Genomic DNA, 16,665 nt, shown 5'->3' with positions numbered 1-16,665 from the left:
CCAGCATGACGTTCAACGCGGGCCTCTACGACAACTTCATCGCCGCCCACGATCCCGTCTTCCAGCGCGTTTCCCCATCCTATACCGGCGCGGACACGGCCTTCGACATCGTGATCATCGGCTCGGGCATGGGCGGCGGCGTGCTGGCGGATGCGCTGGCCGACCGCTTCGGGAACGGGCGGCGCATCCTGGTGCTGGAAGCGGGCTCGTTTCTTTACCCGACGCATGTCTACAACTGTTCGCGGCTGCCGAACGACCAGGTGGCGCGACGCTTCGGCTGCGGCAACTTCACGCAGGCGGGCAACAGCGGCCAGCAGGATTTCATCGGCGAGCGCCCGCAACTGAATTTCGGCGGGCGCTCCATCTTCTGGTCCGGCCTGATCCCGGCTTTGCAGCCCTGGGAACTGGATTTCTTTCCCGCCGCCCTGCGGCAGGAACTCGAAGGCGGGCTGCTCGACGAAGCCGGCCTCCTGATGAATGAGGCGGTGAGCATGGGCGACACGGCGCAAGGCATCGTCGACCGCCTGCGAGCCTCGCCGCTCGCCGCCGACTTCATCATCGAGCAAACGCCCCGCGCCCTGCACCAGCCCTATCTGCAGCCGGGCGGCGTGCCCGTTCGCGACTTCTTCGTGGAATCCACGGGTGTCTTCAACACGGCGGAACTTCTGGTCAACCAGCTCAAGCTGTCCGGCGACCAGAACTCGGGCGGCAGGCCGGAAGGGCTGAACCTGCTGCTCAACCATTACGCGGAGGACATCCGGCGCCTGGGCGATGGACGGCTGGAGGTTGTCACGCGCAACACCCTGAACAACGAGGCGCGCAGCTTCCAGGCAGGCCGGGTCGTTCTGGCCGCCGGCTCCATCGAAAGCCCGAAGCTGATGAAGCGCAGCACGATCGGGCGCGAGCTCGACGGCGCCGTGCAGGACATGATGGGACGCGGCCTGACCGACCATCCCACCACCGACACGCTGCACACCCTGGCCACGCATATCGGCGATTTTCCCATCCCGCGGAACTCGACGGCGAAGATCATCTTCTATTCAAGAGGGCTGAAGGATGGGGGCCGCACCCGCTTCCCCTTCAACATCGAGATGAACGTCAACCACGAGTACTGGCACCTGCGGGAAAACGACCCGTCCGCGCCGGAAACGCCGGTCCCGCTCGACGGAACGCCCGTGGTGGACATCAAGTTCAGCTTCGGCAACCCGCTCGACCCCGCCAACGAGATCAGGCCCTGTCCGCCCTTCGGCTACGTGCCGGAGATCGTGTTCCGCAACCAGAGCTGGACCAGCCATCTTTGCGGATCGCGCTTTCCCGCCCTGGCGGGGTGGCAGATGAACGACCAGGAGGTGTTCGGCCTGCTCAACGATCTCGCGGAGCGGATCTTCGCGCGCTTCTCCAGCAACGGCACGCCCTGCGCGCCGATGGCCAGGATGGGCCAGGGCAAGGGCTTTGGCTGGGGAACGGTGCACCACGCCGTCGGCTCGCTCCGCATGCCCGGCAAGGAACGCCATGACGGCCCCTTCCTGCCGGTGAGCGTGGTGGATGAGCAATTGCAGGTGGTGGGCGCGCCCGGCCTGTATGTGTGCGACATGTCGGTGATGCCGTTCAGTTCCGCGGCGAACCCGGTCCGCCATCTCGTGGCCCTGGCCTTGCGGCTGGCGCGGCACCTTCCCTGAGGCGCCAATCCCCCCACCTGCAACAGATCCGCCCCGGCCGCATTCATGCTGGTGCCCGGCATTCCCCGACCGTGCCGCGGGCGGCGAGGCGCAGACGCGAGGCATCATGCAGATCCATTCCGGCCCACCGCCTTCTTCAGGTGTCGATGCCGTTTCCGACCGCCATGCCCTGGACCGCCTGGACGTGCTGGCGAGGCTGCTGGACAGCCGCTGGCGGGTTCCGGGGCTCGGCATCCGGTTCGGCGCGGACGCGCTCATGAGCCTGGTGCCGGGGCTGGGGCCCGCCGCCTCCACGGTTGTCTCGGCCTACCTCATCTGGGAGGCGCGCCGGCTGGGCGTTTCCACCGGCACCCTGCTCCGCATGATCGGCAATGTGGGGCTGGATTCCCTGATCAGCGCCGTGCCGCTGGCGGGCACGGTGGGCGATGTCTTCTTTCGCGCCAATCTCCGCAACATGGCGCTGCTGCGCAAGCATGTGGCGGCGCGGGGCGGCGGCTCTGGATGATCCCGGCGGGCTCCACATGCCGGCTTCCACCATGAATATTGCATTGCAATTCAATCTATCTGGTTTTACCAGATGGGATGGCCTCCAATCCTTCCTCCCCTCACCGGCAGCGCTTCGGGTTCGAGTTCGCCGTGCTGGCCCGGCAATGGCGGCGCACGCTCGACCGTCGCCTGGAACGTGCCGGCCTCAGCGACGCCACATGGGCGCCGCTGATCCACCTCCAGGAATCCGGCGACGGCATCACCCAGAAGGAATTGTCCGCCCTGGTGGGCACCGACGGCTCCAGCCTGGTGCGGCTGCTGGACATCCTGGCCGGCAAGGGCCTCATCGAACGGCGGGTGGATGAAGGCGACCGCCGGGCGCGGCTGATCTTCCTGACTGATGCGGGCCGAAGCGCCATCCGCGACATCCGCTGCACCCTGGCGGTGGCCGAGGCCGAGATGCTGTCTGATCTCAGCGACGCCGAGCTGGCGCTGATGACCAGCGCCTTCCAGCGGATCGCCGCCCGGCTGCGGGCCCTCCAGCCGGGGCGGGCGAAGCCATGAGCCGGGCTCTCCGGCGGGCCTGGCACGGCATCGATCCGCAGCGCCTGCGCTTCTGCCTGCGCACGGCGCTGGCCGCCTGCCTTGCTTTGCTGGTGGCCTGGCTGGCTGGGCTGGAGCATCCCCAATGGTCGGCCATGACGGTGTTCGCGGCGTCCCAGCCGGCGCGCAACATGCTGATCGAGAAAAGCTTCTTCCGCATGGCCGGCACCCTTGTCGGCACGGTCGCCGGCACGCTGGTCGTGCTGGCCTCGGGCGCGGAGCCGCTTCCGCTCGTCATTGGCCTGTCGGTCTGGCTCGGGGCCTGTGCCTGGCTGGGCAATGTGCTGCGCGGGCTGACCTCCTATGGCACGCTGCTGGCCGGCTATTCCGCGACCATGGTCGCGATGCTCGACACGGCCCGGCCGGGCCATCTTTGGGCCCTTGGGGCGGATCGCCTGCTGACCGTGCTGACGGGGGTGGTGATCGCCCTGCTGGTCGGCCTCCTGTTCACGCCGCGGCGCGGCCGCGATCCGATCCTCGACCAGACCCGGCGCCTGGCGGCCAGCGTGCTGCGCCACCTGGCCGGGCGGCTGCGCGGTGGCCCGGACGGGATGCGGGGGAGCCATCGCGGCCTGCTGCGCGAGATGGCGCTGCTGGACGAGGCGGTGGACCCGCACGGCGCGGGCTCCCTCCGCTCGCGCAGGTCGGCACGCGCCATTCGCGCCGTGATCTCGGCCCTGGTATCCGCCCTGCTCTGGCTCCGGAACGACCGGGCTGTTCCGCCCACCCCCGCGGCCGCCGATGCGCTCGAAGCCGCCGCCCAAGGGCTGGAAGCTTCCGCCCCTCCGGCCGAGGTGATGGAAGCCCTGGCACTCGCCGCGGCCCTGTCCGCCTCCTGCCCGGAGGTCCGAGACATCATTCTCGGCATCGAGGGAGCCTTGCGGGGGCATCTTGGCGGCGGCGGCGATCAGCCCCGCGCGCCCCTGCCCCGGCATCTCTTGACCGTGCACCGTGACTGGATCGGCGCGCGCCATGCCAGCTTCCGCGCAACCGGGATCATGCTGCTCCTGGGCGGCGTCTGGGTTCTCACCGGCTGGCCGGCGGGGCCGTACCTCCTGCTCGGCACCTCCGTCATGGCGACGCTGTTCTCGACCTGGGAGAACCCGGCCTGGATCATGCAGCAGGTGCTGATCGGGCAGGCCTTTGGCGGCCTGGCGGCGGTGGCCTGCCGCTGGCTGGCATGGCCCATGGCGGGCTCCGAGCTGATGCTGGTGTTCCTGCTGATGCCCTTCATCCTGCTGGTGGTTCCTCCGCTGGCGCATCCCCGGACGATGTTCGGCGCCACGGATTACGTCATGGCGCTGCTGTTGCTGTCGCAGCCGGCGCTGCCGCTGCGCGGCACCCTGGCCGAGCACCTGTCCCTGGTTCTCGCCGTGCTGGCCGGGCCGATGATTGCCTTGCTGGCCTTCCGCTTCATCCTGCCGGCCGATGCCGGCCGGCGGATGCGCATGCTGGCGCGGAGCATGGTCAATGAGTTGCAGGCCATGGCCGGCGCCCCGGACGCCGCCCATGATGGCGATGTGTGGCGGGCCCGGTTGAACCATCGCCTGCTGGCGCTGCTGCGCTGGTCGGAGAAATCCGCGTTGCGGGGCACGGCGCCAGATGACGGCGCGCTGGCTGTTCTGGCGGTGGGATCGGCGGTGCTGCGGATGCAGGAGCTTCGCGCCCGGGCGCAACTGCCGGCTGGGTCCACCCGCGCCATTGATGCCGCCCTGTCCCGCATCCGGTCGGTCTCCTCCCGCCCCGAGCGGGCTGCCGCCGCACTGGCGCGGGCTGCGGCAAGGCTTGCGGCGGAAGCGCCAGGGGAGGCTCGCCTTCTGCGCGAGGCAAGCGCCGCGCTGCGTTCCAGCCCGGCCTTCTTCCGGCTGGCCGCCTGAAATCCGAGCCGCGCCCCCTTCCCTTCGCCTTTTTCCCGGCGCTTCAGGCCTTCTCGCGCGGCATGGAAAGCCGCGTTCGCTTGTCCGCGCGGACAGCCCTGGCCTGTTCCGCCAGGTATTTCGAATAAAGCGTTTCCATCTGGTCCAGCAGGAAGGCATCGAAGCCGGGTGCGGAACGCTTGTCGATCGTCAGCACCGTGGCGCGCCCCGTGGACGCGATCTTCAGGATCTCCGCGCCGGTGGAATGGGCCCAGGAGCGGGCGGGCTCCCGCTCCCGCCGCAGGCCGTCCTTCTCCGCCCCGGGAGCCTTGGGTGGCTGGCTGAACCGGTCGAGAACCTGCCGGAACCGTTCATCCGACTCCACCGCGCGGAAATCCGGCTGTCCGAGCAGCGCGTCCAGTTCACCCGGCGCTCCGCCCTGGTGGAAGGCGCTGGCGAGTTCCACCCAACGGTCACGCCCGGTCCCGGGCGCCGGCCCGATGGCATCGATGATCGCGGCCGGGATGCGCTCGATCACGGTGATCAGGCGGGATACGGTGGTCTTGTCGGCGCTGAGCGCCAGCATGATCGTCTCGCGGTCATAGCCGCCTTCCTCCAGCCGATGGGCAAAGCGCGCCCGCTCGATAAAGGAAAGATTGGCGCGGGCGCTGTTCTCCTGCCCCTGGGCCAGGATCAGGTCACGGTCGGAAAGCTGGCGGACCACGGCGCGGACCGGCTTCAACAGTTCCGCCGCCGCCCGCAGGCGCCGGTGCCCGAAGGCCACCTGGAAACGGCCCGGGGCAGTCGGGTGTGGCCGCACCAGGATCGGCGATCCCTGCCCGCTTTGCGCGATGCTGTCCCGCAGCGCCCGGTAGTCCTCGTCATCCTGCGCCATCCGGTCGGCGACAAAGGACGCGTCCACGATGCCCGGATCCAGCTCCACGATCACCTGACCCGAGGTCAGCCGCGCTTCCAGCTCCCTGGCCGCGTTGGCGCGGCTGGCCAGGTCGTCGATGCTGCGGGTGACGGCGCCGACCGCGCCGCGTCCGGCATAGGGCAGCCCTCCGGGCCGGGCCGGCTGCGAGAGCGGGGCATCCGGGTTGACGGCCGTCAACTTTGCTCCGGTCAGCCCGGCCAGCAGGTTCTTTCGCGCCATCATCCCCTCCCCCAGGCGGCATGGATCAATTGTTCGACCTCGCCATTCACGGCATCCAGGCATTCCATGGCGCGGTCATAGGTGGCGGGCGTGAACAGCCGGCGCTCGACCTCGTAGAGCGTCTGCTTGGTGATGCCGGCATCGGCGATGGCGACGCTTTTGAGCATCGGATGCGTCAGCACATGCTGCCCGAACAGCGAGCGCATGAAGGCCACCATCTGCGTCTGCGGGCCGTCGCTCGGTTCGTAGCGGGTGACCAGATAACGCAGCCAGTCATAGCGCAGGCTGGTTCCGGCGGCCTTCAGATGCCCCAGAACATCCCCCAGCATCAGCAGGAACTGGCACATCGACATCACGTCCAGCATCTGCGGATGCACCGGGATCAGCACGGCGGTCGCCGTGCACAGGGCCGCCATGGTCAGGTAGCCAAGCTGCGGCGGGCAGTCGATCACCACGACATCGTATTCATCCGCGACGCTGGCCAGAGCGTTGTCGAGGCGGGCGAAGAAATCCCGTCCCGTGGCGCCGCCCTCATGCGTCGCCAGCACCCGCGGCGTGTCGTATTCGAATTCCATCAGCTCGATATTGGCGGGCACAATATCGAGGCCGGGAAAGTTGGTGCGCCGGATCAGGTCGCGCAACGGCCGCGCCTCCTCGTCATAGCGCAGCGCGGCGTAAAGCGTCTCATTTGGGGCGAGGTCGAATTCCGGCTGGAAGCCGTGCAGCGCCGAAAGGCTGGCCTGGGGATCGAGATCCACCGCCAGCACCCGGTGGCCGGTCAGCGCCAGATGCTGCGCCAGATGCGCCGTGGTGGTGGTCTTGCCGCTGCCACCCTTGAAGTTGACGACGGCCACGACCTGGATGTGCTCAGGGCCCCTGCGATGCGGCACATAGCGCCGGCTGGCCCGGCCATTCTCCTCGAGATAAGTGCGCAGTTCCTGGATCTGCTCGGCGGTGTAGGAGCGGCGCCCGGTGCTGGTCACGGCCGGGGCAGGGCCCTTTCCTTCCAGCGACAGGTTCCGCAGATAGCCGCTTTTCACCCCGAGCAGCTTGGCCACCTCTGCCGCCTGGAAGGAACGCAACGGCTTCTGCGCGGCGGGCGGGAACAGTTCCAGCCGGTGCGCCTGGAGCTTCTCCGACAGTTCCTGCGCCTGGGCGCTGATGATGGTGTCGATATCCGCAACCGCCTTGCGGTTTCCGGCCAAGCTATCCATGGTTTCCACTCGCAGATGCGGCTGTAAAGGCACTTTCGCCGCAATATCGCACTTTGCGCCGCTGGCCGGAAGCCAGGTCCGGCGAGGCGGCGGAGTTGACGGCCGTCAACTGGAGGCGCCGCCGCCGCTCAGCATCGCGCAAGCCATGGATGCTGCGTTCCAGATGAAGCTGGCCCTGCCCCGCGCGCCGCAGCATCCCGCGCAGATACCCGCCCGCTCCGCAGGAATGGAAATATTCCGCCGGTTTGGTCGAGATGATGGCGATGGCCACCGCCGCTCCTGGCCGCCCGAGAGCCCGGCACGCCTCCCCATACAGCGTGCGGGGAACGCCCAGGTGGCGCGACAAGGCGGCTGCCGCATCGGCGATGTCGCCCCAATCGGGATGCCGTGTGGCCAGGTAGTCTCCCAGCCTCGGAGCCAGCCGCGCCATCTCCTTCGCAAACAGCCGCGTCCCCTCCACGGGCACCTCAGCCTCCATGGGAAGCAGCGCCAAAGCGGCCGTTGCTTCCCGAGCCGCTACAATAGACCCTTCGGGCTCCGTGGGTTTGTTTGTAGGTATTATGGGCCTGACCACGGTGTCGCCCGAGCCTGACATTTCCGCGTTTTTCACCGCCTGTTCCAGCCAGGCACGGCCCGCCGCCGCCGAGGCCCGCAAGGCAGCGGCCAGGTTTTCGAGGCGTTCCGGGTCCTCGATCCGGCGCGCCTCGCCTGCCTGTTGCCGGGCGGCGTGCAGCCTTTCCTCCAGGGGAAGGGCAGGGAGGCCATGTTCGTGCGCCAGTTCCAGCAGCTGGGCCAGGAACTGGCGCGCCATGCCGGCTTCGCGCCGCAATTCCCGGCAGCGGCGCCGCACCCGTTCGCCTTCCTCCGCCGCATGGAGGAAATCCGCGTGGCGTGCCGCCATGGGCCGCAGGTTGAGCCCCCAGGCCCAGACGATGCGGCCATCCTGGCGGAAGCCGCGGCGCCGGCGGTCCGCGCCGTCGCGCGCCACGATCAGCCGCGCCTCGATGGCGGCCGCGATCAGGCGGCTGACATGCCTCTCGCTGCAATCCAGCACCAGGGCCAACTCGTCATTGCTGGGCCATACGATGGGTTCGGCGCCGGGTTCCCAATCCTGCGGCTGGGTCCAGCGGAACAGCGCCTCCATCAGCGGCAGCAGGCGGTTGTAGCCCAGATAGGGGGCCGCCCGGCGCATCGCCGCCAGAAGCTGGTTCGGGTGCCTGATGCCAGGCGGCAAGCCGCGCGCCTGTTCGACGAGGCGGGCGGCGAGCAGGTGATTGGTCGTCAGCTTGCGCAGGCCGCGCGTCATTCCGCGCGGGAATGCCGGTGTTTCCACGATGCCCATTCCTTCGGTAAAGATGGACCGAGGCGGGCACACGCCCTCGTCAGCGGCGAAACTGCATTTCGCGCTTGACCAGGAGCGGGATGTAAACCTAGAGGAATGACTGTCCAGGACATTCCCTAGGCCATCACGGCCGGCTCGGTATGTTCAGCAAGCCCCGCTCTGCAAAGCGGGGTTTTGCGTGTTCAGGGTTTGCCGTTCGCTTCGCCATCCTCCGTTTCAGGCAAGGGTTCCCCAGCCGCCGCGATGAAGGGGCGGCGGGAAAGCTGGGCCCTGGGCCGGGCGGTGAAGGTCACGATGGTGCCCTCATAGCCGGGCCGCCCGCGCCGCTGCGTCTCGGAAGCCGGGCGGTGCAGGCCGATATCGAACTCGATCAGGCGCTGCGTCTGCTCCAGCTCCGTGAGGAACTGCCCGAAATGCCGCAGCAGGCCACGGGTGCCGACGCGCGCATGCAGATCCTCGATGCCGATCGACCAGCCGGCCTCGTCCACGTCCTCGGATTTGGCGATCTCGTAAAGCCGGCGCTCCAGCGGGGCGAGGTCGAAATACTCGTCCGCGAAGGTCAGCAGGCGGGTGTCGTTCAGGATGCCGCGGTAAAGCCAGGCGCAAAGCGTCACTGAAACGCTGACCAGCTCCTTTTCCTTGCGCGCATTGCGGCGGTAGCGGGTGTTGACCGCGTCGATCCAGGAAAAGACGCCATCCGTGCCTTCCCCCGCCATCTCGATGTTGGTCCGCACCTGGGTGCCCTGCAGCCGCTGCAGCATCTGCAGCAGCCGGTCATAGGCCTTGCCCGCCGTGTCGCGCCCGGCGACGCGGAAGAAGTCATGCGCGGTGAAGGTGAATTCACGGTCCGGCTTCGGGTCGTCGGGCCGCAGCTCGCCTCGCCGCAGCTTCTCGGCCATCAGGGAGGCGATGTAGAGGATCAGGTCCTTGTCGTAGATGGTGGCAATGCCGGCGGGGCCTGGCGCCACCTCGATCCGCACCTGCCCGTCATCATAGCGCAGCACCTCCCGCGTCGGCGCGGTCTTGCCGAGGTGGAAGAACGGATAGGCCATCACGCTGCGCTGGCCGCGCACCTTGCCATGCAGGGGGCTGTCGAACAGGTCGGGCATCAGGGCCCGGCCGCGGCGGGCACGCGCGGCGACGGAGGCCTTGCCCTGCGCTGGCGGGGCAGGGGCCTGGTCGGGAGCCATCGGGGGCTCCTGCCGCGGGGATGTGGTGCGTGCCATCGCTCGGAAGGTGACGTGTCTGCTGTGTTACGGTTCCAGCATGCACAACCCTGGCGGAACCGCGAGGGGCAGGGTTCGGGTTTTCGCCTCCGAAAGCCCTGCAAAGATTCGGGTTTTCGCCTCCGAAATAGGGATTCAGAAGCGAATTGCCCGACGGAGGGCAGTTCGAAACGCATCTGCGCCTGCTGCCTTACATGCCCTCATTCGGGGAAACGGCTCCGAAAAGGCGGGCGAATCGGAGGCTTTCCCGACTCGCCCTCCGCCGAAGGTGACGGGCGGGCAGGATTAGGTGCGATTTCGCGGCTGGAATGCCCTGCGGACCGTTTCCAGCCGGGCCAGCGGCGACCATCCGTGCCGCATCCAGGCCGATCCCGCATGGCAAAGGCCGCGCTCTTTCTGGCCATGCGCCGCATTCGGGGTTTCGCCTCCGTTATTCCGCTGTTTTCCTGGGCATGGCAGGCTGTGCTCCCGTCTGGCTGCCAGGCATAGCGATGATGCAGCGCTGTAGGCCGCAGCTCGTGATTTGTCAATATATTCCTATTTGTGCGCCTGGAACTCGGAACCTCGTCGGGACACGGCGCCGGAAGCTTGATCAGGCCACCGGAGGACGTATATACAAATTGTCTATACGAAAGGAGGCGTGATGACCAGAACCTCGCTCTTCCTGAGCAACAGGACGCAGGCGGTGCGGCTGCCCAAGGAGGTGGCCTTTCCGCCCGGCATCCGCGAAGTGACCATTATCCGCGAAGGCGCGCGGGTGATCATCGCCCCCGCCGATGCGCTGTGGGATGATTTCTTCAACGCTCCGGGCGTTGATCTCGGGGAACGGGCGCAACTGCCGCATCAGGAGCGGGAAGCCTTCTGATGCTGCGCAACATGCTGGACACCAATCTGTGCATCCGGCTGCTGCGTGACCGCCCGCAGGGCTTGCGGCCCCGCTTCAACGTCGAGGCCGACACGCTTTGCATCACCACCATCACCCTGACTGAGCTGCTTTACGGCGCCGCCCGGTCAGCCCGCCCAAACGAGCACCGGCGGGAGGTGGAGGCCTTCGCCCGCCGTCTCGCCGTGCTGCCCTTCGACGAGGATGCGGCGGCGCATGCCGGGGACATCCATGCCGACCTGGCGCGCCGGGGCTGCCTGATCGGCCCTTATGACATCCTGATCGCCGGGCATGCGCGCAGCAGGGGGCTGGTTGTCATCACCGGCAATCTGGGCGAGTTCCGGCGTGTCGAGGGGCTCCGCTCGGAAGACTGGCTGGCCCCGCAATAACAGGCGGGTCCGGGCCATGGATGCCGCGGGGGCCTGCCGGCGCGGCATCCCGGGCACCCCGTCGCGCCCTGTTCGCCGAGGAGCAGGCGGGCCAGGGGAAAGCGGTGGTGGCGATGGCCGCGATCCCCACGGAACGGGCGCCTGCCGGAGATCGCGACGGACCGCCCCTGCGCGACATTGACATACAATCTGACCTAACTGACGCTCGCGCACAGCAAGGGATGCCCAGCCGGCAGGCCGGTCCGGACATCCCCAACCATGCGGAGGAGGAAACCGGGTGGAGCAAACAAGCATGGACGTGGCGCCCGCCAGCACCGACACCTGGCCGGACGAGTTGTTCGACCTGCTGAAAGCCTATGAGGTCCGGCAGGTGGCCTATGTCCCGGATGCCGGGCATTCGCGGCTGATCCGCCGCTGCCAGGCCGATCCCGGCATCAAGGCCATTTCCCTGACCACCGAGGAGGAAGGCATCGCGCTGATGCTGGGCGCCTGGCTGGGCGGCGAGCGCGGCGTGCTGCTGATGCAAAGCTCGGGCGTCGGCAACTGCATCAACATGTTGTCGCTGGCCATCCTGCACCGCACGCCGATGCCGATGCTGGTGACCATGCGCGGCGATTTCGGCGAGTTCAACCCGGCCCAGATGCCGATGGGCAACGCCACCCAGGCCGTGCTGGAGGCCATGGGCACCGTGGTGCGCCGCGCCGACCATGCCGCCGATGTGGCGCCCACCGCCGAGGCCACGCTGCGCATGGCCTTCAACACCTTCCGCCCCACCGCGACGCTGATCGGCCAGCGTGTGCTGGGCGCCAAGACCTTCGGAAAGGACTGAGCCATGGGCAACACCGTTCCTTCCGGCCGCCTGCGCCGGCGCGAGGTCGTCCCGGCACTTCTGGCCGACCGTGGCGGGCTGCTGGTGGTGGCCGGGCTCGGCGCGCCGGCCTGGGACATCACCGCGGCGGGCGACCATCCGCGCAACCTGCCGCTCTGGGGCGGCATGGGCGGCGCGGCGATGATCGGCCTCGGCCTTGCCCTGGCGCAGCCCGAACAGCCCGTGCTGGTGATCACCGGCGATGGCGAGATGCTGATGAGCCTGGGCGCCCTGGCCACCATCGCCGTGGCGCGCCCTGCCAACCTGTCCGTCGTGGTGCTGGACAACGAGCATTATGGCGAGACGGGGATGCAGCCCACCCATACCGGCTCCGGCGTCGACCTGGCCGGCATGGCCCGGGCGGCGGGCATCCCGCGCGTGCCCGCCGTCGCCACCATGGAGGAGGTCGCGGCGCTGCGCGGCGCCATCCATGAGCGCTCCGGCCCGCTTTTCGCGCAGGTGAAGATCGACGCGGAAACGCTGCCCCTGGTGCTGCCGCCGCGCGAAGGCGCGCTGTTGCAGGCGCGGATGCGGGAATCGCTGCTGGGTCCGGAGGCGCATCTCGCCTGACGGCAAGCCCGCGGCCGGCCACCGGCCCGCGGGATGGCGGCACCGGCCCCGGCGGGTGCCGCCATGAGGCCCCGCCGGCGCATCGCCGCCGGCCACGCTGACCTGCAAACGACATCAAAGCTTCACGCAACCCCAACCGCGCCGTCATGCGGCAATTGTAGAGGCAGCCCCGACGCAGAGTTCGGAGCGGCAGTTTGGCGGGCATTTCCCTCACATCGGTAACCAAGAGCTTCGGCGGCAACACCGTCCTGCACGGCGTTTCGCTGGACATCGCGGCAGGCGAGTTCGTGGCCCTGGTCGGCCCCTCGGGCTGCGGCAAGACGACGCTGATGCGCATCGTCGCCGGCATCGAGCAGGCCAGTTCCGGCACGCTGCGGATCCAGGGGCGCGACGCCACTTCGCTGCGCGCCGGCGAGCGCGATGTCGCCATGGTGTTCCAGTCCTATGCGCTTTACCCGCATCTGACGGTGGCCGAGAACATCGCCGTGCCGCTGGCCATGCGCCGGCTGAACGCCTGGCAGCGCCTGCCCCTGCTGGGCGGCCTGATGCCCGGCGCCCGTGCGACCCGGAGGCGGATCGCCGGCGAGGTCGCGGCGGCGGCGGAATCGCTTGGCCTCGGTGCCCTGCTGGACCGGCGCCCGGCGCAACTGTCCGGCGGTCAACGACAGCGCGTGGCGCTCGCCCGCGCCATGGTGCGCCGCCCGGCGGCCTTTCTGATGGATGAGCCGCTGTCCAACCTCGATGCCAGCCTCCGGGTGCAGACCCGGCGGGAGATCGTGGCCATCCATCGCCGCGCCGGCGCCGCCACTCTTTATGTCACGCATGACCAGTCGGAAGCGCTGACCATGGCGGACCGCGTGGCGGTGATGCAGGGCGGGCGCATCCTGCAGGTGGCGCCGCCGCGCGAGATCTATGCCGACCCGGCCGATCTGCGGGTGGCGACCTTTATCGGCTCCCCCCGCATCAACCTGCTGCCGGGCGAGGCGGGACGGGACGGGCTGGTCCGCGTCGGCGACCGGCTCATCGGCCTGCGCTGCGCGGCGCGGGGGCCGCTGACGCTTGGCATCCGCCCCGAGGCCTTTGTCCTGGCCGCCGAAGGGCTGCCCGCGCGGGCCGAGGCGGTGGAGTTCCTGGGCGAATCCGTGCTGCTGCACACCCGGCATGAAGCGAGCGGATCGCCGCTGGTGCTGCGCCTGCCGCCCGAGGCGGCGGGGCGGCTGCCCGCTTCCGGCGCGGCGCTGCATCTGGGCTTCGCGCCCGGCGCGGCGCTGCTGTTCGATCAGGACGGGGCGCGCCGCCGCGCCGAAGCCGTCGTGGCGAGGGAGCCGGCGCTTGTCTGACCTCGCCATTGCCGCGCCGCATCGGCGCGCCGCCGGCACGGGGGAGGCGATGGCCGCCTGGGCGCTGACCCTGCCCGCCGCCATCGCCTATCTGCTGATGCTGCTGCTGCCCACCCTGGCCACCGCCGCCCTGGCCTTCACCGATTACGAGCTGGGCCTCGACGGCTTCCGCTGGATCGGCCTCGGCAATTTCGCCGAGATGCTGGAGGATCGCGGCTTCCTGCAATCCCTGCGCAACACGCTGGTCTATGTGGGCCTGGTGACGCCGGGCTCCATCATTGGCGCGCTTCTCCTGGCCCTGGCGATCGAGGCCGGGACGCGCGGCCGCACGCTGTTCCGCGCCGTGTTCTTTCTGCCCGTGGTGTCGCTCAGCGTCGCCATGGCGGCCGCGTGGCAGTACCTGCTGCACCCGACCATCGGCCCGCTCAACGCCGCGCTGCGCGTGATCGGCATCGAGGGGCCGGCCTGGCTGTCCTCCTCGGACACGGTGCTGCTGTCATTGGCTGCCATCGGCATCTGGGAAAATCTCGGCTTCAACCTGGTGCTGTTCCTGGCCGGGCTGACGGCGATCCCGCGCGAGCTTTACGCCGCCGCCGCCGTGGATGGCGTGCCCTCCGCCTGGGAGCGCTTCCGCCTGGTCACATGGCCGCTGCTGGGGCCGACCACGCTGTTCGTGCTGACCATCACCATGATCCGCTCCGTGCGCGTCTTCGACACGGTGGTGGTGCTGACGCAGGGCGGGCCGAACAAGGCCTCCCAGGTGCTGCTCTACACGCTGTACGAGGAAGGCTTCACTTATTTCCGCATCGGCTATTCGGCGGCCATCACGCTGGTCTTCCTGGGCATCGTGCTGGCGTCGATGTGGCTGCAAACCAAGGTTCTCGACAAGCGGGTCCATTATGCCTGAGCGCACCCCCCTGCTGCGCGACCTGCCGCGCCTCCTGTTCCTGACGGCCGCCGGGCTGCTGATGCTGATGCCCTATATCTGGATGGCGGCGGCCAGCCTGAAGCCGCTGGACGAGATCTTCCGCGCTTCCCTTTCCCTCTGGCCGGAGCGCTTCTTCGCCGCCGAGAACTACGGCAAGGTGTTCGAGCGCATCCCCGTGGGCCGCTACCTCTGGAACGGCGTGGTGGTGTGCGGCGGCATCCTGGCCTTCCAGATCCTCTTTGCCGTGCCGGCGGGCTATGCGCTCGCCAAGCTGCGCTTCCGCGGGCGGGAGCTGGTGTTCGGCGCGGTGATGCTGGGCCTGCTGGTGCCGCCGCACGTGCCCGCCCTGCCGCTCTACGTGGCCTTCAGCCAGATGGGCCTGCTCAACAGCTACACGGCGCTGATCGCGCCCTTCACCATCTCGGTCTTCGCCATCTTCCTGTTCCGGCAGTTCTTCAAGTCGCTGCCGGACGACCTGATCCATGCCGCGCGGCTGGACGGCATGAGCGAGATGGCCATTGTCTGGCGCGTGGTGCTGCCGAATGCATGGCCCGCCGCCACGGCCTTCGCCATCTTCTCCGTCGTGGCGCATTGGAACGACCTGTTCTGGCCGCTGATCATCGCCAATGGCGACAGCCACGCGACGCCGGCCCTCGGCGTCATGTTCTTCCGCTCGGCCGAGGCGGGGGATGATTTCGGCGCGCTGATGGCCGCCGCGGTGATCATGACCGCCCCCCTCGTCATCGCCTTCCTGCTGGCCCAGCGCCGCTTCGTCGAAGGCATCGCTTCCACCGGCCTCAAGGGCTGAAACGCTTCTTCCCGGAGATTCCACCCATGGACACCACCATCTCCCGCCGCGCCGCGATCCGTGTTGCCTGGGCGCTACCCGTCGGCCTCGCCATGCCTGCCATCGCGCGCGCCCAGGCCGGCACCACCATCACCGTCCATTACGCGCAGCCCTTCATCTACAAGGACAGCTACGACGCCATCCTGGCGGAATTCGCGAAGCGCGAGCCGTCGATCAAGGTCAACACCGTCACCACCCCGAACTACGAGGAAGGCGCGCAGCTCATCCTGCGCCAGGCGGCGACCAACCAGTTGCCGGACCTGTCCTACCAGGGCTTCAACCGCCTGCGGATCTTCGCCGAGCGCGGCATCGCGCAGGACCTCGCGCCGCTGCTGCGCACGGAAGGGGAGCCGGTCAAGGCGGGCTATTCGCCGAACCTGCTGGCGCTCGGCCAGTTCGGCGGCATCCAGGCCGGCCTCGCCTACGCCGCCTCCAACCCGATCTGCTACTACAACGCCGGCCTGGTGAAGCGCGCCGGCGGCGACCCCGACAATTTCCCGCGCGACTGGGACGGCGTGCTGGCCCTGGCCGCCAAGATCGACACGCTCGGCGATGGCACGGACGGGTTGTGGTACACCTGGAACGGCGATGACTGGATGTTCTCCGCCCTGCTGTTCGGCCATGGCGGCCGGATGCTGAACGCGGACGAGACCGATGTCGGCTTCGCCGGGCCGGAGGGCCTCGCCTCGCTGAAGCTGATCGAGCGGATGGTGAAGCAGGCCGGAATGCCGAACCTGACCGCCGCCGCCGCGCGGCAGGCCTTTGCCGCCGGCAAGCTCGGCATGATCTTCCAGACCACGGCGCTGGTGCGCGGCACGGTTTCCGGCGTCGGCCAGAATTTCGAGCTGCGCACCACCGGCATGCCGGTGATCGACGCGGAGAAGGGCCGCCTGCCGACCGGCGGCGCCGCCGGCATGCTCTGCGCCAAGGACCCGGCGAAGCGGGAGGCCGCCTGGAAGTTCCTGCGCTTCTCCACCGGCCCCGAGGGGCAGGCGATGATGGTGAAGAACACCGGCTACCTGCCTTGCAACCAGATCGCCATCGACGACCCGCAATATCTGGGCCAGTTCTACCGCGAGAACCCGCTCTTCGTGCCATCCGTGAAGCAGATCCCGATCTCCATCCCCTGGTATGCCTTCCCCGGCAGCAACAGCGTGCGGGTGACGCAGACCATGGTGGACAACCTGGCCCGCATCGTCGAAAGCCGCGCGACGCCGGAGGAGGTGCAGAAGGACATGGCCACCGAGGTGCGCCGCCTGCTGCCGAGGAAGTCCTGAT

General features: G+C 68.8%; 16 protein-coding genes. 12 read left to right on the top strand and 4 right to left on the bottom strand.

The genetic code is table 11. The features are described 5' to 3' along the window. Positions 1-5 precede the first annotated feature (5 nt). The 4 genes from F0Q34_RS12435 to F0Q34_RS12420 all read left to right on the top strand — a co-directional run bounded on the left by F0Q34_RS12435 (position 6) and on the right by F0Q34_RS12420 (position 4,645). Entirely contained in the window at positions 6-1,679 is a 1,674-nt protein-coding gene (locus F0Q34_RS12435; protein ID WP_149812542.1) for a GMC oxidoreductase, read from the top strand. 106 nt (positions 1,680-1,785) lie between these two features. Continuing rightward, the gene (locus F0Q34_RS12430) at positions 1,786-2,184 is read left to right on the top strand and encodes a DUF4112 domain-containing protein (protein WP_149812541.1); all 399 of its coding nucleotides are present in this window, start codon (positions 1,786-1,788) and stop codon (positions 2,182-2,184) included. Positions 2,185-2,261: 77 nt separating this feature from the next. Then, positions 2,262-2,729 carry a MarR family winged helix-turn-helix transcriptional regulator gene (locus F0Q34_RS12425; RefSeq protein WP_149812540.1) on the top strand — a complete coding sequence of 156 codons (468 nt, stop codon included), beginning with the start codon at positions 2,262-2,264 and terminating at the stop codon, positions 2,727-2,729. Next, positions 2,726-4,645: an FUSC family protein gene (locus F0Q34_RS12420; RefSeq protein ID WP_149812539.1), complete on the top strand. Its 1,920-nt coding sequence runs from the start codon at positions 2,726-2,728 to the stop codon at positions 4,643-4,645. Before F0Q34_RS12425 ends, F0Q34_RS12420 begins: the two co-directional genes overlap by 4 nt. A gap of 43 nt (positions 4,646-4,688) precedes the next feature. On the opposite strand, the gene repB is transcribed toward F0Q34_RS12420, so the two are convergent. The 4 genes from repB to F0Q34_RS12400 all read right to left on the bottom strand — a co-directional run bounded on the left by repB (position 4,689) and on the right by F0Q34_RS12400 (position 9,526). Beyond that, positions 4,689-5,780: a plasmid partitioning protein RepB gene (gene repB, locus F0Q34_RS12415; protein WP_161600863.1), complete on the bottom strand. Its 1,092-nt coding sequence runs from the start codon at positions 5,778-5,780 to the stop codon at positions 4,689-4,691. After that, positions 5,780-6,994, bottom strand: coding sequence for a plasmid partitioning protein RepA (gene repA, locus F0Q34_RS12410; protein WP_149812537.1), 1,215 nt, complete (start codon positions 6,992-6,994; stop codon positions 5,780-5,782). The genes repB and repA overlap by 1 nt, the downstream gene beginning before the upstream one ends. After that, positions 6,987-8,327 (bottom strand): plasmid replication protein RepC, encoded by a 1,341-nt coding sequence (repC, locus tag F0Q34_RS12405; protein WP_161600862.1) that lies wholly within the window; start codon positions 8,325-8,327, stop codon positions 6,987-6,989. Before repC ends, repA begins: the two co-directional genes overlap by 8 nt. Before the next feature lie 191 nt (positions 8,328-8,518). Next, a complete protein-coding gene (locus F0Q34_RS12400) occupies positions 8,519-9,526 on the bottom strand; it encodes a replication initiator protein A (protein ID WP_161600861.1) in 1,008 nt (335 codons plus the stop codon). Positions 9,527-10,205: 679 nt separating this feature from the next. Between F0Q34_RS12400 and vapB the strand changes: the two genes are divergently transcribed. The 8 genes from vapB (at position 10,206) to F0Q34_RS12360 (ending at position 16,664) form a co-directional block, all read left to right on the top strand. Beyond that, the gene (vapB, locus tag F0Q34_RS12395) at positions 10,206-10,427 is read left to right on the top strand and encodes a type II toxin-antitoxin system VapB family antitoxin (RefSeq protein WP_241665461.1); all 222 of its coding nucleotides are present in this window, start codon (positions 10,206-10,208) and stop codon (positions 10,425-10,427) included. Further along, positions 10,427-10,834 (top strand): tRNA(fMet)-specific endonuclease VapC, encoded by a 408-nt coding sequence (vapC, locus tag F0Q34_RS12390; RefSeq protein WP_149812533.1) that lies wholly within the window; start codon positions 10,427-10,429, stop codon positions 10,832-10,834. Before vapB ends, vapC begins: the two co-directional genes overlap by 1 nt. Positions 10,835-11,126: 292 nt before the next feature. Then, on the top strand, positions 11,127-11,663 hold the full coding sequence (locus F0Q34_RS12385) for a thiamine pyrophosphate-binding protein (protein ID WP_149812532.1): 537 nt from the start codon (positions 11,127-11,129) through the stop codon (positions 11,661-11,663). A 3-nt stretch (positions 11,664-11,666) separates the two neighbouring features. Beyond that, positions 11,667-12,272, top strand: coding sequence for a thiamine pyrophosphate-dependent enzyme (locus F0Q34_RS12380; protein ID WP_149812531.1), 606 nt, complete (start codon positions 11,667-11,669; stop codon positions 12,270-12,272). 194 nt (positions 12,273-12,466) lie between these two features. Beyond that, positions 12,467-13,612, top strand: coding sequence for an ABC transporter ATP-binding protein (locus tag F0Q34_RS12375; RefSeq protein WP_149812530.1), 1,146 nt, complete (start codon positions 12,467-12,469; stop codon positions 13,610-13,612). Then, positions 13,605-14,519: a carbohydrate ABC transporter permease gene (locus F0Q34_RS12370; RefSeq protein ID WP_206668008.1), complete on the top strand. Its 915-nt coding sequence runs from the start codon at positions 13,605-13,607 to the stop codon at positions 14,517-14,519. The genes F0Q34_RS12375 and F0Q34_RS12370 overlap by 8 nt, the downstream gene beginning before the upstream one ends. After that, positions 14,512-15,348: a carbohydrate ABC transporter permease gene (locus F0Q34_RS12365; RefSeq protein ID WP_149812529.1), complete on the top strand. Its 837-nt coding sequence runs from the start codon at positions 14,512-14,514 to the stop codon at positions 15,346-15,348. Before F0Q34_RS12370 ends, F0Q34_RS12365 begins: the two co-directional genes overlap by 8 nt. A gap of 26 nt (positions 15,349-15,374) precedes the next feature. Next, a complete protein-coding gene (locus tag F0Q34_RS12360; RefSeq protein ID WP_149812528.1) occupies positions 15,375-16,664 on the top strand; it encodes an ABC transporter substrate-binding protein in 1,290 nt (429 codons plus the stop codon). The last annotated feature ends 1 nt before the right edge of the window (position 16,665 follow it).

This window comes from Teichococcus oryzae (assembly GCF_008386565.1).
Taxonomy (GTDB): domain Bacteria; phylum Pseudomonadota; class Alphaproteobacteria; order Acetobacterales; family Acetobacteraceae; genus Pseudoroseomonas; species Pseudoroseomonas oryzae.
Note: the sequence above shows the minus strand (reverse complement) of the source record. Positions and strands in the feature narration are given on the sequence as shown.

Bases quoted from the DNA above. Each gene is read 5' to 3' on its own strand.
- F0Q34_RS12360 (WP_149812528.1), top strand. From the start codon at position 15,375: ATGGACACCACCATCTCCCGCCGCGCCGCGATCCGTGTTGCCTGGGCG.
- F0Q34_RS12420 (WP_149812539.1), top strand. From the start codon at position 2,726: ATGAGCCGGGCTCTCCGGCGGGCCTGGCACGGCATCGATCCGCAGCGC.
- repA (WP_149812537.1), bottom strand. From the start codon at position 6,994: ATGGATAGCTTGGCCGGAAACCGCAAGGCGGTTGCGGATATCGACACC.
- F0Q34_RS12400 (WP_161600861.1), bottom strand. From the start codon at position 9,526: ATGGCTCCCGACCAGGCCCCTGCCCCGCCAGCGCAGGGCAAGGCCTCC.
- F0Q34_RS12385 (WP_149812532.1), top strand. From the start codon at position 11,127: ATGGACGTGGCGCCCGCCAGCACCGACACCTGGCCGGACGAGTTGTTC.
- F0Q34_RS12435 (WP_149812542.1), top strand. From the start codon at position 6: ATGACGTTCAACGCGGGCCTCTACGACAACTTCATCGCCGCCCACGAT.
- vapB (WP_241665461.1), top strand. From the start codon at position 10,206: ATGACCAGAACCTCGCTCTTCCTGAGCAACAGGACGCAGGCGGTGCGG.
- F0Q34_RS12425 (WP_149812540.1), top strand. From the start codon at position 2,262: ATGGCCTCCAATCCTTCCTCCCCTCACCGGCAGCGCTTCGGGTTCGAG.
- vapC (WP_149812533.1), top strand. From the start codon at position 10,427: ATGCTGCGCAACATGCTGGACACCAATCTGTGCATCCGGCTGCTGCGT.
- F0Q34_RS12365 (WP_149812529.1), top strand. From the start codon at position 14,512: ATGCCTGAGCGCACCCCCCTGCTGCGCGACCTGCCGCGCCTCCTGTTC.
- F0Q34_RS12430 (WP_149812541.1), top strand. From the start codon at position 1,786: ATGCAGATCCATTCCGGCCCACCGCCTTCTTCAGGTGTCGATGCCGTT.
- F0Q34_RS12380 (WP_149812531.1), top strand. From the start codon at position 11,667: ATGGGCAACACCGTTCCTTCCGGCCGCCTGCGCCGGCGCGAGGTCGTC.
- repB (WP_161600863.1), bottom strand. From the start codon at position 5,780: ATGGCGCGAAAGAACCTGCTGGCCGGGCTGACCGGAGCAAAGTTGACG.